Genomic DNA, 14,213 nt, shown 5'->3' on the forward strand with positions numbered 1-14,213 from the left:
GGGGGTGTATTGGGACTCGACTTGGGAGTTGACTCCAGGACAGCGGACCGAGGACTCCTTTCACTCGTAAAACACTGGAACCTAAAATTATCTGCAAACGATAATAGTTACGCACTAGCTGCTGCATAGAGCACAGCTACGCTTAAGTAGTCCCTGTCTGTGGGATTGCTTAAGTGTCATATAAAGCAGGCTACTCATTCTCTGAAGCCTGTAGGAGAATGGGGAATTTTGCAGGCTAGTAGTTTTGAATCCAGCTTCTGGGAGTCAAAACTACGATTTTAAAGCAGGAGCTACGTTCGTAGAACCCTGAGGGGAGACTCTTAAGGACGGCGGTTCGAATCCGCCCACCTCCACCAAATATAAATTTTTATTTGCAATTTAGTTAGGAATATGTTAAAGTATTAGATGTGGAATTAATAATTGAATAAATTTTTGATGCACGGGTGTAGCTCAATTGGCAGAGCACTGGACTCCAAATCCAGGTGCTGCGGGTTCAAATCCTGCCACCCGTGCCATTTATATTACTGATATATCAGAGGTTGAGAGGGTTTTTAGATTTTAAGCGGGAAAGGGATTTAAACTGAATCCTGCCATAATCCTGCCATTTAGATGAAAATTCATATAGTTGCTTTTTAATTTCTGTATTGTAGGCCATATTATCTTACTTGATAATGTGGTGTTTTTTTATGAAATAATTGATAAAGAAGTAAGCAAGGAAAAAAAGAGGGTCAGCTAATGCTGGCCCTCTTTTTTTATCTCTCTAGTAAATTTTTAAATTTTTCAGCTGCTTCTTTCTGCATTGTAGGGATGACGTGAGAATAAGTGTTAAGGGTTGTACTTATATCAGAATGACCTAGACGCTCCTGAACTACTTTAGGATGAACTTCAGCCTGCAACATCAAAGTAGCATGGGTGTGTCTTAAGCTGTGAAAAGTAAATTGCTCTAATCCGGCTTTTTTTGCTACTCGATTAAATCTGTCAGAAGCAACTTTAGGATAAAATTTATTTCCATTATTTTTACCGAATACTAGATTATAATTGTCGATATAGTCTGATCCTAGTAGCAATTTATATTCATTTTGCTGCTTTTTACGATTCTTAAGTATTTCAATAACATCTTCAGTAATGTCTACCCCTCTAATACTGGAACTACTTTTAGGTTTTTTGAAAATAGCTCCTTTTTCTTGGCTGATTATTAATGCTTGTCGTACTCTAACTATTTTATTTTCAAACTCTACATCAGACCAACGCAATCCCATAATTTCCCCACGTCTCATACCTGTATTAACGGCAAAGTAGATTAAATCATAAATCCAGCCTTCAGCACAGTTTAATAGCTTGTGTAGCTGTTCTTTATTTAATGCTTCTATTTCTGTATCCCGTTTACTAGGCGGTGTAACAAATTCTAAAGGATTGTGGGAAATTATCTTCCACTTACGGCCGTATTTTAAAGCTTGAGATAAAACTCTATAATGCTGGAGTAAAGTAGTACTGGACAAGCCTCCTTTAACTCCATCAGCTCGTCCAGTCTTTCTCTTTTTAGAGATATATGACTTGATATGCCTTCCCTGAAGTTCATTTGCTTTTAGTGCGCCTAAAGAAGGGATGAGGTGAACATCTATAATCGTTTTATATCCTTCATAAGTAGTTGGACTTAATTCAATCTCTGCGTAATCTTCATACCATTCTAAGAGCAAGTTAGCAATAGTATATTTATTGGGATCTACAATTATCTCCTGTTTGTGTTTGAGTTCCATTTCTGCGGCCCACTTTTTACCGTCTTTTACTCGGTCAAAAGTTTTTGATTTTCTAATTCGTTTACCAGTAGCTGGATTTTTACCTATATCAACGAAAAATTCATAAGTTCCTGCATTGGTTTGACGATAGGTTGCCATGCTCTCACTTCCTTCTAAATATTAATAGTATTTTTTATGGTTTCTTAATTATTAGAGATATGAAATATTTTGCTATTTTTCAAGTCAGTTATCACCTTCTTATAAATCAAATCTAACTTCGATTGCCTTTCCAATGATTTCAACTTCATTTTGTTTAAGAACTAAAGGTTTATATTCTGGATTATCTGTTTGTAATATTAAATTATTATTGTTAATACTATACACTCTTCTTACAATTGCTTTATTAGATTTAGTCGGGATTACAATTAACATATCTCCATCTTCAAATTCTGATTGTTTACGAACTAAAACTAAATCGTCTTTTTGGATTCTATTATTCATCATAGAATTATCCTGTATTTTCAAAAAGAAGAATTGACCATCTTTTACTTTTTCATATGATACTTTTTTGTATCCTACTGTATTTTGTTGATCAAATATGGGGGAGTTTTTTAATATTAATTTTAATACAGGAATAATTTCAAACTCTTTTTGCTTGTTTACTGTTAAGCTTCCTGTTACTTCTGATTGTTCATTTAACATGCCCTTTAAATTTGTGAGGTCAATATATCCTGCTTTTTGCATTAATAATTCATAAGAAACATTCAAGGGTTCTGCTACTTTTTCCATAGTTTTTGGTTTTAATTTTCTTTGATTTCTTTCTATCTTAGAAAGATGCGAAGTGCTAACTCCAGTTTGTTCTTGTAATTCAGTTAAGGTTAATCCAGCTTCTTTTCTTAGTTTTTTTAAATATTCTCCTATATTTTCTTCCATTTGGCTACCCTCCTATTTTATTTATTAACTATAGTATATATTATTTTGATATTAATGTCAATAGTCAAAAGGATAAATTAGATATTACAACAAAAATAAAACTTGACATAAATGACAAAAGTCTATATAATTATCCTAGAAAGAATAAAAAGGTGAGGTGTAAAATGTGAAAACAAATTTTAAAAGTAAAGAATTTAAAAGAATCATGAATGAAAAGGGTTTGAATGAAGCCCAAATGGCTGATAAGTTAGGAGTTGACGTTTCTTACATCTATAGACTTTTAAATGGGGAGAGACAACCAGGGCGAAAGTTTATATTAGCGGCTGTTGATAAGCTAGATCTATCTGTTGCTGACTTATTTGAGTCATCAATTGAAGAAAATTAATTTTGGGGGTAATTATAATGAAAGAAGATATTAGTAATAGTTCTTTTGAAAATTTAATTGAGAAGAGTCGGCAAGAATTCCCCTTTTCATTGAAAGTAAAGGATTTAAAAAGACTTCTGCCTCACGGGGAGACTAAGATTTATGAAATGTTAGAACGTGAAGTTATACCAGCAAAAAAAATAGGGGGAAGGTGGGTTGTTTCTAGAGATAGATTTTTAGCGTGGTATTATGGGAGCGGTGAGTAAGTTCTGGATATAAAAAATCCCCTGTTAACGGCAGGGGGAGGGGTTGATAAATATAATAAAACTTAACTATATTATATCAGTTCAAAAGTATAGAAGCAAGCTTAGATTGGATTCAAAGATAGTTGGCGGAGTAGGTGATAGTTAAAGTGAATGTTTTTGAGATAGTTAAACAAGAGATAGATATAGTAGAGGTTTTTAATAAATATTGTAGTGGGGAGTTGGAGAAAGTTGGTCGCAGTTTACGAGCCAGCTCCTGTCCTTTTTGCGGTAGTGGTGATGGTTTTACAATTAATACAGAGGGTAATTATTATAAATGTTTTAGCCGTAAACCAGGTGGTTGTAATGGTACTGGCGGAAGTGTGATAAATTTAGTGATGAAAGTTGAAGGAATTATGGAACGCATAGAAGCTGTTAAGACTTTAGCGGTAGATTTTAATTTAGATGTGGATTTTGATAGTGAGCAGATAGAAAATTGGAAAAGAAAACGGGAGAATGAACAAAAAAGATTGCAGTTAATAGAGGAGTTTATAAATAAAGCTCAGCAAAGACTAACTTCTGAACATAGAGAAAAGCTTTTAGCACGGGGATTAAATGCTGAAATAATTGACAAGTATAGGTTTGGATATTGTCCTGAATTTAATCGAGAGCGATTAAGGCAATTAAAAGAAGATCAGCCGGGTAAGTATCAACAGTATAAAAAGATAGGCTTAATTAGTGGAAAAGGAAATTTTCTGGGTAATGATAGGATAGTAATTCCTATTTGGCAGCACAGTAGACCAGTTTACTACATACTTTGGGACTGGAACGGTACTGAAGCTAAAGACTTTAAATATCTTAATCCGGCTGGCTTAGATATACCTGATTTTATTTGCTATCAGAATGGTAACTCAGAGCTTTGGGTAGTAGAAGGTGTTTTTGATTTTTTCAGCATGATAGCAGCTAATAAAAGTGTAGCTGTTGCCTTTGGGGTGAATAATACGAGTGGAATTATTGATAGGTTGCAGAAGATTAAGGATAAGTTGGTTTATGTAGCCTTTGATAATGACGAAGCAGGACAGGCTGGAGCAGCTAAGATAGTGAAGACAGTAGGAAGAGCAGAAAAGATAGATCTGCCAGCTAAAAAAGATATAAATGACTTATTGCAAGAATGTAATGGTAACATTGATTCCTTTAACCGAAAATTAGCAGGTTTAAAATGGCCTGATCCGTTACCATTTACTAATTATAAAGTAGAGGAATTAGCTCCAGCTGTATTACCCGAGTGGTTAAGGGACTTTGTAGAAAGTGTAGCTGAGTTTACTCAAACACCGGTAAGTATGGCTATTATGTTAGTTTTATCAGCTCTAGGGACTGCTTTAGCTAATAAAGGAGAAGTTGAGATTAAGAGAGGGTACACGGAGCCACTAAATATTTGGACTTGCTCAGTTTTACCTACAGGTAGCCGGAAGAGTCCAGTATTTAGTAAGGTAACTGAGCCTATTGAAGAGTATGAGAAGCGGAAAACAGAAGAAATTGCACCTGAGAAGGAAAGTGCTGAAAGAAGGAAAGATCTTTTAAAGGAAAGGATTAAGAATTTAGAAAAGCAGGTAGTTAATACAGACGATGAAGGGCAGAGAATAAATATTTTTAATAATATAGATAATTTAGCAGATGAAGTTAGGGACTTTGAAGTGCCTAGCATACCGATATTATTTGCAGATGATGTTACTACAGAAAGCTTAGCTCAATTAATGGCTAATAATTTTGGTAGATTCGCAGTTTTAAGTCCAGAAGGAGATATATTTAAGATAATGGGCGGATTGTATAGTAGAAAGGTTAATCTTAATAACTATAAGAAGGGCTGGACTGGTAAAGAAACAATTAAAGAAGGAAGAATGGGCCGTAAAGGAGTGAGAATTAGCAAGCCTGCTTTGACTATGGGCTTGACGGTACAACCTACAACAATTAGGGATTTAGAGAGCAAAAATATATTTAGAGGTGAAGGATTACTGGCTCGCTTTCTCTACATTATGCCTGATAGTTTAATAGGGAATAGGAAGTCTGTATTTGATGTAGCTGAGTTAGATAAGTTAGCAGAGAGTAGATATAAGAAAGGAATGCAAGCTCTACTTAATAGCAAACCTGAAAAAGAAGAAGGTGAAGAATGGGAACAACATAAAATTAAACTAAGCACTGAAGCTAAAACACTATTACATAAATTTAGCATTGAAGTTGAAAAAGAACTTAGAGAAGATGGCAGGCTTTATAATATAAGAGATTGGGGTAATAAGCTTACAGGTAATGTAGTAAGAATAGCTGGATTATTACATTTAGCCGCTCAAGTAGACGCTAAAAAGGGGGAAGTTAAAGAACTATGGGATAAACCTTTAAGTGGTGAAGCAATGCTGGCAGCAGTTAGTTTAGGCAGAAAATTAATGCAGCACGCTTTAAAGGTATTTAGCTTATTAGATGTAGATCCGGAGATTGAATTAGCTAGGTATGTATTGAAAAGGATTAAAGATGGAAAGGAAAAAGAGGCAGTTGGAGAATTGCCAAAAAATAAAGATGAACTAGATAGAGCTGCTCTATATAAGCTAACTAGAGATAAGAAAGATATTAAAAAACCTGATGACTTAGAAAAGCCATTAAAATTATTAACGGAACTAAATTATATCAGACTTCAAGAAAGAAAAGGGAGGCTTACAGATCTGATAAAATTAAATCCTAAGTCTAGCACACTTAACGCACTTAGCGCACTTAAGGGAAAAGAAACAGAAATTATAGAAGTATAATATACAGTATAGTGGCGCATTTTTAAAAAATAGTTTATAAGCAAAGTGCGTAAAGTGCGTTAAATGCGTATATATTTAGGCTGAAAATAAGGCGGTGATTACAATTAAAGCTCAGCAGATTATTCAACAGGCAGATAGTAAAGGGATAAAACTCCAACTTAATAACGGCAATATCAAGTGTGAAGCTCCCAAAGAATTTATAACACAGGAATTTATATCTGCTTTAAAAGAAAATAAAGCTGAGGTTATAGAGGTATTGAAGCAGCTACAAGATCCGCGGTCAGACTTAGAGGAAGATTCTAAGTTGTGGGCCTTATTACTAAAAACAGCTTACGCTTATGATGAAATGACTCACGGTACCTTGCACGGCTTTAGATGTGGTGGTGCAAAATTGGAGCTGGAAAAGGGGAGATTAGAGTTAAAGCCTAGATATGGCCCAGATACTGATTACAGCTGGCAGACTGAAAAGGGATGGTTTAGAGATCGCAAAGAATGGTTACTACCTTTAGCTGAGGAGATTAAAGAAGTATTCACCAAGACTAGTAAGGAGTTGAAGCAAAATGTTAGCAGTACAGAACAAACTACCTTACCGCTATATGAAAACAGAACTTAGGCAACTACTTAAGTCTATGACTATATTGGTAGATACTCAGGAACAAAAAAATAAACATATTACACTTTATTTAAGTAAGCATAATACTCCTTTTAAGAGCAAGAAGTTAGAGTTTGGAGATTATTCAATGATGTTACCAGCTAACGAAGAATTGGGGATAATTAGGGATATTTATTTTGACAATCAAATTGCAATAGAACGTAAATCTAATTTAGAAGAGCTAAGCAATAATCTGACCCAGGGAAGAACTCAGTTTGAAAATGAGCTAATCCGGGCCAGCAACTCAAAACTTATTCTTTTAATTGAAGATGCCCGAGCTTATGAAAAAATACTAAATCATAACTATAACACTAAGTACAAACCTAAAAGCTTTCTGGGTAGTCTTATGGCTTTTCAAGCTAGATATGACATAGATATTCAATTTCTGAACTCCAGTTATTCCGGTAATTTTATCAGGTGGACTTTTTATTATTGGCTTAGAGAGTTTTTGAAATAGCTTGTCTAGGTTAAAAATGCTAAAGATCAGGAGGTGATTAGCTTGTCCAAATATAATTGGAATGAGATAAAAGCAAAGTACGAAACTGGAAATTATAGTATGGAGCAATTAGCAAATAACTATGGTTTTAACAGAGATTATGGTTATCAAAAAGCAAATAAAGAGAATTGGAAAAAAGGAAAAACTAAGAAAAAACTAAGGAAAAAAACTACTAAAAAGATTTTAGATCAGGAAGCAGACCGGGAAGTGAAACTTAGGAATATATATAATGATGTATTAAATAGTATTCGTGATGAATTGGTAGAGGAGTTATTTAGTGAAAACTGTAGCTTTGATAGATTGAAGCAGCTTAAAATTAGTAGTGAAACTTTAAGGAATTGCCGGAAAGAGCAGTGGGAAGTTAACGAAGTTAAGGAAGTTGCGAAGAAAGTCAAACAAGAAATTGAAGTTGATAATGGACTTGCAGGTGATAAATCAGCGAAAGAAATACTTGCGGAGAAGTTAGGACAAATGGGCGAAAGACAAAATAACAGTATTAGTTAATACACTAATCTTAATTTTATAATAAAAGCCAGATTTTAAATAAAATTGGCCTGCATTATTTTTAGATCAGATCTTATTTACAACCTGCTAAAAAAGTAAAACTTCTTAATATTTTTCTTTGAAAAGCTCTAAAACACTTTGAAATACTAAAGTCCGGCCAGATCCTTGATCGGACTTCTTTCATTATGTTTTATGATAATACCATCCATTTTATTTTTTAGTATAATAGCTTGTCTAATATAATATCAGCATATTATATAATAAATAAAAAAATGAAAAATATTTGTTATTTTTGCCTCTGTATAAAGGATAATATATCTATTTGAAGAAATTAATATTAAGAAACCTATATTAATGGGATTAGAATGTATTAATTGGATAGAAAATTAATGATTAATTATTTAAGTGGACATTACATGTCTGGATGTTTATGTTATTATTTATTTAAGATTCTTTAGTAAAGGAGAATTCAAATGGCTTATATAGCTCATTCTGAAAATAACCAAGGTGAATTTCATTTACTAAAAGATCATCTTCATAAAACAGCTAAAATGGTAGAGAAGTTTACTAGTAAATGGAATGCTGGTGATTTAGGATATGCTTTAGGATTAATCCATGATATTGGAAAATATAGTGATGATTTTCAAGATTATTTATTAAATGATGATAAAAAAAGTGCTGAACATAAATATTTGGGAACTATGATAGTGTTTAATCATTTTCAATTACTCTCTTTTATAGTAGCTGGTCATCATGGTGGGCTCCATAATTTTGTTGATTTAAAAAATATCAGTAAGGATTATAAAAATATTTTAGATAAGAAGAAAGAGGTTATTAAGCGATTTGAAAATGAAATTGATAAATTGCAAAATATTGACTTTAACTTGCCTAAAAAGCAGTTTGAAGATGACAAATTAAAATATGAATTTTTTTTAAGAATGATGTATTCTGCTTTAGTTGATGCTGATTTTTTAGATACAGAGAGTCATTTTGATCCAAATAAGGCTAATTTAAGACCCCAAAAAAGCATTAGTATTAAAAAACTTTGGGGATTATTTAAGAAAGATCAACTTCAATTAATTAACTCAGCTGAAAATACAAAAGTAAATAGAATACGTGATGATATATATAGGCAAGTTATAGCTAAAAGTAATGAAGATGAAGGCTTTTTTAGTATGACAGTCCCAACAGGCGGAGGAAAGACAAGAACCGGATTAGGATTTGCTCTTAAACATGGAGCTCTCAATAATATGGATAGGATTATAGTAGTTATTCCTTATACAAATATAATCGAACAGACTGCTAAAGAATATAAAGAGATTTTAGGAAAGGATAATGTTATTGAGCATCATTCTTCAATTGAAATAGAAGATGATTCAGAAAAGCATCGTTTAGCAGCAGAGAATTGGGATTTACCTATAGTTGTAACTACTTCAGTACAGTTTTTTGAAAGTTTATTTGCCTATAAACCGAGCCGTTGTCGAAAGTTACATAATTTAGCTAATTCAGTTATTATTTTTGATGAAGTACAGACCCTGCCGCCTGAATTACTTGAACCAATCATTTGGGTATTAAAAGAACTCGTTAATCAGTATAGTTGCAGTATAGTATTTTCTACGGCTACTCAACCTGCTTTTCAAAAAAGATCTGGATTTAATGGGATAGAATCTATAGAAGAGTTAGTTGATAATCCACCTGAATTATTTTCAAAAATGAGCCGAGTAGAATATTGTGCTGAGCAGTTTGTTGAAATAATGAACTGGCAACAGGTAGCAGGTATAATGTTAGAAGAAAAACAATCTTTAGTCGTGGTTAATACTAAAGATCAAGCTGCTGAATTATATCAAGAACTAATAAATTCTACTTCAGAAGATAAAGTTTTTCATCTTTCTAATAGTATGTGTGCAGTTCATAGAAAGGATATTCTGGATAAAGTTCGCGATAGGCTTAAATTAGGACAAGCCTGTTACTTAGTTTCTACTCAGTTAATAGAGGCAGGGGTTGATATAGATTTTCCGCTTGTGCTTAGAGCAATATCTCCTCTAGACAGTATTGTGCAGGCTGCTGGTCGTTGTAATAGAGAAGGAAAATTAGATAAAGGTAGGGTTATTATATTTGAACCAGAAGAAAATGTATTACCTAAAGGTATATATAAGACAGCTACAGCTAGAACAGATTCTTTTCTTAAAGAGTTAAACAAAACAGATAAAAGTGATCTTTTTAAAAGATATTTTAATTCTCTTTATCGCGATATAGATTTGGATAGTAAAAATATTAATAAAGAAAGGGAATCATTTAATTATAGAGAAGTGGCACGTAGTTTCAAAATTATTCCTGATGATAGTTTTAATGTAATAATTGAAAATTATCAAGAAATAGAGGGCTATAATCCTGCTGTGATCAGAAAAAAGGGTTTTATTAGTCGAGAAGAATGGCGACTATTACAACCCTATACAGTTTCTTTAAAGAAATACCGCTTGAATGAATATTTGAAAGAGGGTTATATTTCTGAACTAATTGAGGGGGTGTATATTTGGGGAGCAAAGTATGATCAAGACTTAGGGATTAAAGTTGATAATTATGAGGCAGATAGTTTAACGGTATAATATTAGCAATTACAGGAGGTGGTTTTGAATGTCTAATCATTTTTCATTTCCTCCTTTGGAAGTGAAGGTTTGGGGTGATTTAGCCTGTTTTACTAGACCGGATATGAAGGTGGAAAGAATGTCTTATCGAGTTATGACTCCTTCGGCAGCTAGAGGTATTCTGGAGTCTATTTTTTGGAAGCCGGAATTTAGGTGGGTAATCAGAGAGATCAAAGTTTTGAATCCAATTAGGCATATTTCTATTAGAAGGAATGAAATAAAAAGAAAAATTCCAGCTGACTCTGCAAAAAGCTGGATGAAAAATAACGAAAGAACAGATAGATATTTTGCAGATGTTGATAGAACGCAGCGTAATACTTTAGGTTTAAAAAATGTTGCCTATATTATTTCGGCTAATCTAAAGCTTAAAGACTATGCTAGCAATGAACATCCTGCTAAATACAGGGATCAATTTAGGCGTAGAGTAAAAAAAGGTGAGTGTTATAGCAGGCCTTATCTGGGTTGTCGAGAGTTTGTGGCTTATTTTGCTTCGCCTGATGGAACCGAAAAAACTATTAATTTAAGTGAAGATATAGGACGAATGTTATTTGATATTGATTTTGAAAATGAAGATAAGAAAGTGCCACATTTTTTTCAAGGCAGAATTGAGAATGGAGTATTAAAGGTTCCTTTACAAAAGTATGAAGAGGTCTGGGGGATTTCATTATGATTTTAGAAGAATTATGTAAGTATGCTGCAAGAATCAAAGATTTTCCGCCACTCCATTTTGAACGTAAAGAACTGGATTGGATATTAGAAATTGATAGCAGAGAAGATTATAAATTTATTCCCCTTGATAATGAGACCAGTAAAGAGTTTTTAATGGCTGCTAATCTAATTACTCGTTCTGGAAGAGCAGTAAGACCAAGATTATTAGCAGATAAAGTTGGTTATGTATTAGGTGATATAGAAAATAGTCAAGATGAAATGAGTTCTTTTAGTAAGAAGAAATTAAACTCTTTCATAAAAATAATGGAAGAATGTTATGATGAAACTGGAGAAAAATTGTTTAAAGTATATCTAGACTTCATAGAACAGAGAGAGGAAATTGAATTTCCAGAGGAGCTTGATAATAATGATTGGATTGGAGTTAGAATTAAAGGAGAGGATCTATTAGAAAAAAGAAGCATCCAAAATTTTTGGCAGAATAAGCAAGAAAAACAAGCGACTGAGAGAACGGATTTGGTTAGTGAATGTATGGTTTGTGGTAAAGAAAAAGCTATAGCAGATAGGCATCCTGAAAAATTAAAAATCCCAGGTGGTCATGGAAGTGGTAATCCCTTAATATCTGCTAATGAAGATGGTTTTGAATCTTATGGTTTGGAAGCTTCTTTTATTGCACCGGTTTGTTTTGATTGTGCTATGCTTTATGGAAAAGGTGGGAATAAGCTATTAAAAGATAAACAACATCGTCTTTTTGTAGGTAATGTAATTTATTTATTTTGGACAAAAAATGATGTAGAGTCAAGTATAGCTTCTATCATTAGTGATCCTGCCCCAGAAGAGGTTAGAAGCTATATTAACTCTTATCGAAGAGGTAAATATAATGAATTAGATAAAGAAGAGTTTTATTTACTTGCTTTGAGTGCTAATCAAAGTCGAGTAGTAATTAGAGATTGGTTAGTTTCAACTCTGGAAAATATTAGTCAAAATATAGTTAATTATTTTTCAGAAATGAGAATATTTAATCCTAACTATGAAGAAAAAACTAGATATTATAGTTTGAATTATCTTAGTTCTGTTACTGCTTTTAAAAATGATGATGTGATACCGATAGTTGCTGAGTCATTGGCTGCGTTTGCTCTTAAAGGTAGTCCGATATTGCCTGCTGTACTTTATAAGACTTTAGAAAGAGTTAAGGCTGAGGGAGTGAATACTCCTCGGGCCTCATTACTTAAAATGTTTTTTAATTCTCAACCAGGAGGTGAAATTAAAGTGGAGGAAAAGCTAGATAAAACTCAGAAAAACCATGCTTACTTATGTGGAAGGTTATTTGCGGTGATTGAGCAGATTCAAAAAAAAGCTTTACCAGGTATCAAGTCTACTATAGTTGACCGCTTCTATGGAACAGCTTCAGCTTCACCAGCAGCTGTTTTTGGAAATTTAATTAGAAAGGCTCAACATCACTTAGCTAAGTTAAGAAAGGATAGTAATAAACGAGGTATCTATGTTAATTTGCAAAAAGAGATGGAAGAAATAATGATGGAACTTTCAGACTTTCCAAATGTACTTAGTTTGAAGGAGCAGGGATTATTTGCCCTTGGTTATTATCAGCAAAAGGCTTATAGACCAGAAAAGAAATCTGATAAGGAGGAGTAATTTATGAAATATAATGATGTTAATAAAAGACATGACTTTGTATTTCTTTTTGACGTGACAGATGGAAACCCCAACGGAGATCCTGATGCGGGAAATTTACCACGAATTGATCCCGAAACGATGCAGGGTTTAGTCTCAGATGTCTGCATTAAGAGAAAGGTTCGGAACTGGGTGAGCATGACAAGTGAGCAAAAAATATATGTGGAAGAGCAAGGAATACTCTATAACAAGCAGCAAAAGGCTTTTGAAGCATTAGAAATAGACGAAGATAATAACGATAGAGAATCAATTGAAAAAGCTAGACAGTGGATGTGCAAAAACTATTATGATGTACGTATGTTTGGAGCAGTTATGAGTACCAGTAAGTTTAATTCAGGTCAGGTAAGAGGGCCAATGCAAGTTACATTTTCACGTTCAGTTGATCCAGTAGTGCCGATGGATCTTTCTATTACTCGGGTAGCTGTTACGAAACCTGAAGATGCTAGACAACAGACCAGTGAGGAAGAGGGAGAAAGTTCAGATAAAGTAACTGAGATGGGAAGAAAATCTATTATACCTTATGGATTGTATATAGGTCATGGTTTTTTTAATCCATTTTTTGCTGAAGATACTGGAGTTGAACAAAAAGATCTTGAGCTTTTTTGGGAAGCTATTGAAAAAATGTGGGATATTGATCGTTCTGCTAGTAAAGGATTTATGGCCTGTAGAGGTTTATATGTTTTTAGTCATGATAAAAAAACAGGTAATGCACCCGCTCATAAGTTAGTAGACTTAATAAATGTATCTAAGAAGGACAATGTGCAGGCTCCAAGATCATTTAATGATTATGAAGTTGAAGTAGAGGAAAGCAAAATACCTGAAGGTGTAGAATTAAATATTTTAGGTGGTTGATTCTTATGTTTGAGTATGATCATTTTGCCTGGAGAAAAGAATATTCAATTCCTATATCTGCTCTTCAGCATTATGCTTATTGTTCTAGACAGTCAGCTCTTATTCATGTAGAAGAAATATATGAAGAAAATATTTTTACTTTAGAAGGTAATGCTGTTCATGAAAGAGTTGATAATGCAAGTAATTATTATAATAAGGATAAGGAGTGTGAAAATTCTGTACCTGTCTGGTCAGATACTTATGGCTTATATGGAGTGATAGATTTAGTGGAATTTTCTTCAGGCAATCCTTATCCTGTAGAATTTAAAAGAGGAAAAAAGAAGGCCAAAGTTGCAGATAAAGTTCAATTATGCGCTCAAGTAATATGCTTAGAAGAGATGTATCAAATTGAAATTGATTTAGGCTATATATATTATAATAAATCAAGACAGAGAGTTAAAGTTGATATAAAAAAGGAGCTGCGAGAAAAAACTATAGATGTTATAGCTGGAGTTAGAGAACAGATTGAAAAACAATTAGTACCAGCTCCAAACTACTCTAAAAAATGTAAAAACTGTTCTTTGAAGGAACTATGCCTTCCAGATTTAAATGAAAGATTAGTTAAGTATAAAAAGTTATTAGAGGTAGGTAATTAAA

The 14,213-nt window shown here is 33.2% G+C and carries 13 protein-coding genes, 1 tRNA gene and 1 other RNA gene; 13 read left to right on the forward strand and 2 right to left on the reverse strand.

What is annotated here, in order from left to right:
* Both ssrA and MWH30_RS02855 read left to right on the forward strand, forming a co-directional pair.
* Nucleotides 1-356: a transfer-messenger RNA gene (gene ssrA, locus MWH30_RS02850) on the forward strand.
* An 83-nt stretch (nt 357-439) separates the two neighbouring features.
* Nucleotides 440-515: transfer RNA gene (locus MWH30_RS02855), tRNA-Trp, on the forward strand.
* A gap of 237 nt (nt 516-752) precedes the next feature.
* On the opposite strand, the gene MWH30_RS02860 is transcribed toward MWH30_RS02855, so the two are convergent.
* Together MWH30_RS02860 and MWH30_RS02865 are read right to left on the reverse strand one after the other, a co-directional pair.
* Complete coding sequence (locus tag MWH30_RS02860) at nt 753-1,895, reverse strand: tyrosine-type recombinase/integrase (protein ID WP_248662538.1); 1,143 nt, start codon at nt 1,893-1,895, stop codon at nt 753-755.
* A 99-nt stretch (nt 1,896-1,994) separates the two neighbouring features.
* Nucleotides 1,995-2,669 carry a LexA family protein gene (locus MWH30_RS02865; protein WP_248662539.1) on the reverse strand — a complete coding sequence of 225 codons (675 nt, stop codon included), beginning with the start codon at nt 2,667-2,669 and terminating at the stop codon, nt 1,995-1,997.
* A gap of 166 nt (nt 2,670-2,835) precedes the next feature.
* Here MWH30_RS02865 and MWH30_RS02870 point away from each other — a divergent pair, with 166 nt between their 5' ends.
* From MWH30_RS02870 to cas4, 11 genes are all read left to right on the forward strand, one after another.
* The gene (locus MWH30_RS02870; RefSeq protein WP_248662540.1) at nt 2,836-3,054 is read left to right on the forward strand and encodes a helix-turn-helix domain-containing protein; all 219 of its coding nucleotides are present in this window, start codon (nt 2,836-2,838) and stop codon (nt 3,052-3,054) included.
* Between the two features lie 17 nt (nt 3,055-3,071).
* Nucleotides 3,072-3,299: a helix-turn-helix domain-containing protein gene (locus MWH30_RS02875; protein WP_248662541.1), complete on the forward strand. Its 228-nt coding sequence runs from the start codon at nt 3,072-3,074 to the stop codon at nt 3,297-3,299.
* A gap of 134 nt (nt 3,300-3,433) precedes the next feature.
* Nucleotides 3,434-6,070 carry a DUF3987 domain-containing protein gene (locus MWH30_RS13910; protein ID WP_248662542.1) on the forward strand — a complete coding sequence of 879 codons (2,637 nt, stop codon included), beginning with the start codon at nt 3,434-3,436 and terminating at the stop codon, nt 6,068-6,070.
* Between the two features lie 94 nt (nt 6,071-6,164).
* Complete coding sequence (locus MWH30_RS02885; RefSeq protein ID WP_248662543.1) at nt 6,165-6,683, forward strand: TubC N-terminal docking domain-related protein; 519 nt, start codon at nt 6,165-6,167, stop codon at nt 6,681-6,683.
* Nucleotides 6,631-7,179 (forward strand): ERCC4 domain-containing protein, encoded by a 549-nt coding sequence (locus MWH30_RS02890; RefSeq protein ID WP_248662544.1) that lies wholly within the window; start codon nt 6,631-6,633, stop codon nt 7,177-7,179. Before MWH30_RS02885 ends, MWH30_RS02890 begins: the two co-directional genes overlap by 53 nt.
* Nucleotides 7,180-7,221: 42 nt before the next feature.
* Nucleotides 7,222-7,722 (forward strand): hypothetical protein, encoded by a 501-nt coding sequence (locus MWH30_RS02895; RefSeq protein ID WP_248662545.1) that lies wholly within the window; start codon nt 7,222-7,224, stop codon nt 7,720-7,722.
* 473 nt (nt 7,723-8,195) lie between these two features.
* A complete protein-coding gene (cas3, locus tag MWH30_RS02900) occupies nt 8,196-10,328 on the forward strand; it encodes a CRISPR-associated helicase Cas3' (protein ID WP_248662546.1) in 2,133 nt (710 codons plus the stop codon).
* 28 nt (nt 10,329-10,356) lie between these two features.
* Nucleotides 10,357-11,037, forward strand: a complete 681-nt coding sequence (gene cas5c / locus MWH30_RS02905; RefSeq protein ID WP_248662547.1) for a type I-C CRISPR-associated protein Cas5c — start codon at nt 10,357-10,359, stop codon at nt 11,035-11,037.
* A complete protein-coding gene (cas8c, locus tag MWH30_RS02910) occupies nt 11,034-12,686 on the forward strand; it encodes a type I-C CRISPR-associated protein Cas8c/Csd1 (protein ID WP_248662548.1) in 1,653 nt (550 codons plus the stop codon). The genes cas5c and cas8c overlap by 4 nt, the downstream gene beginning before the upstream one ends.
* Nucleotides 12,687-12,689: 3 nt before the next feature.
* A complete protein-coding gene (gene cas7c / locus MWH30_RS02915; protein ID WP_248662549.1) occupies nt 12,690-13,577 on the forward strand; it encodes a type I-C CRISPR-associated protein Cas7/Csd2 in 888 nt (295 codons plus the stop codon).
* 5 nt (nt 13,578-13,582) lie between these two features.
* Nucleotides 13,583-14,212: a CRISPR-associated protein Cas4 gene (gene cas4, locus MWH30_RS02920; protein ID WP_248662550.1), complete on the forward strand. Its 630-nt coding sequence runs from the start codon at nt 13,583-13,585 to the stop codon at nt 14,210-14,212.
* Nucleotide 14,213: the final 1 nt, after the last annotated feature.

This window comes from Fuchsiella alkaliacetigena, assembly GCF_023227765.1.
Taxonomy (GTDB): domain Bacteria; phylum Bacillota; class Halanaerobiia; order Halobacteroidales; family Acetohalobiaceae; genus Fuchsiella; species Fuchsiella alkaliacetigena.